Raw genomic sequence first — 1,339 nt, forward strand, 5'->3', positions numbered from 1 at the left:
GCCCTCGCCCGCCTCGGCGGCGACCAATTCGCCCTGGTGCAGGCCGACATCGACCAGCCCTACGAAGCCGCCGAGCTGGCGCAAAGCATCCTCGATGACCTGGAAGCCGAGTTTGCCCTCGACAGTGAACAGATTCGCCTGCGCGCCACCATCGGCATTACCTTGTTCCCGGAAGACGGCGACAGCACCGAAAAACTGCTGCAAAAAGCCGAACAGACCATGACGTTGGCCAAGAGCCGCTCGCGAAACCGCTACCAGTTCTATATCGCCAGCGTCGACAGCGAAATGCGCCGACGCCGCGAACTGGAAAAAGACCTGCGCGACGCCTTGAGCCGCAACCAGTTCTACCTGGTGTACCAGCCGCAGATCAGCTACCGCGACCACCGCGTGGTCGGCGTCGAGGCGCTGATTCGTTGGCAGCACCCGGAACACGGCCTGGTACCGCCGGACTTGTTTATCCCCCTGGCCGAGCAGAACGGCACCATCATTGCGATTGGTGAATGGGTGCTCGACCAGGCCTGCCGCCAATTGCGCGAATGGCATGACCAGGGCTTCACCGACTTGCGCATGGCCGTCAACCTGTCCACCGTGCAACTGCACCACACCGAATTGCCGCGGGTGGTGAATAACCTGATGCAGATCTATCGCTTGCCGCCGCGCAGCCTGGAACTGGAAGTGACCGAGACCGGCCTGATGGAAGACATCAGCACCGCCGCGCAACACCTGCTGAGCCTGCGCCGCTCCGGGGCGCTGATCGCCATCGATGACTTCGGCACCGGCTATTCATCGTTGAGCTATCTGAAAAGCCTGCCGCTGGACAAGATCAAGATCGACAAGAGCTTCGTACAAGACCTGCTCGATGATGACGACGACGCCACCATCGTGCGGGCGATTATCCAATTGGGTAAAAGCCTGGGCATGCAGGTGATCGCCGAAGGTGTGGAAACCGCAGAACAGGAGGCTTACATCATCTCCGAGGGATGCCACGAGGGTCAGGGCTACCACTACAGCAAACCGTTGCCGGCTCGGGAATTGGTGGCGTATTTGAAGCAGGCCGAGCGCAATAACGCGGCAATTCTCTGAAACGATAAAACGAGACTTCATATTTACCGCGCATTACCCCTTTACACAGAATGCAAATCCTTCGCATTATGTTGCAGTTTTGCGCGCGCCCATGCGCCCCATCAACAACCGAAGCAGGATGTTCACCATGATTCGTATGCCCCTGGCCACCGCCAGTCTGTTGGCCATTGCCATTTCTCTCGCCGGTTGCGGCGAAGGTAAAGACAAGGCCGCCGCGCCCCAGGCGCCGACCCCGGCCACCAGCACTGCCGTTCCA

1 protein-coding gene is annotated in these 1,339 nt (G+C 59.9%); it reads left to right on the forward strand.

What is annotated here, in order from left to right:
• A partial coding sequence (locus tag L9Z73_RS30645; RefSeq protein WP_247408703.1) for a putative bifunctional diguanylate cyclase/phosphodiesterase occupies positions 1–1,083 on the forward strand: 1,083 nt, incomplete at its 5' end.
• Positions 1,084–1,339: the final 256 nt, after the last annotated feature.

It is taken from the genome of Pseudomonas emilianonis (assembly GCF_023072625.1).
In the GTDB taxonomy this organism is placed as follows: domain Bacteria; phylum Pseudomonadota; class Gammaproteobacteria; order Pseudomonadales; family Pseudomonadaceae; genus Aquipseudomonas; species Aquipseudomonas paraveronii.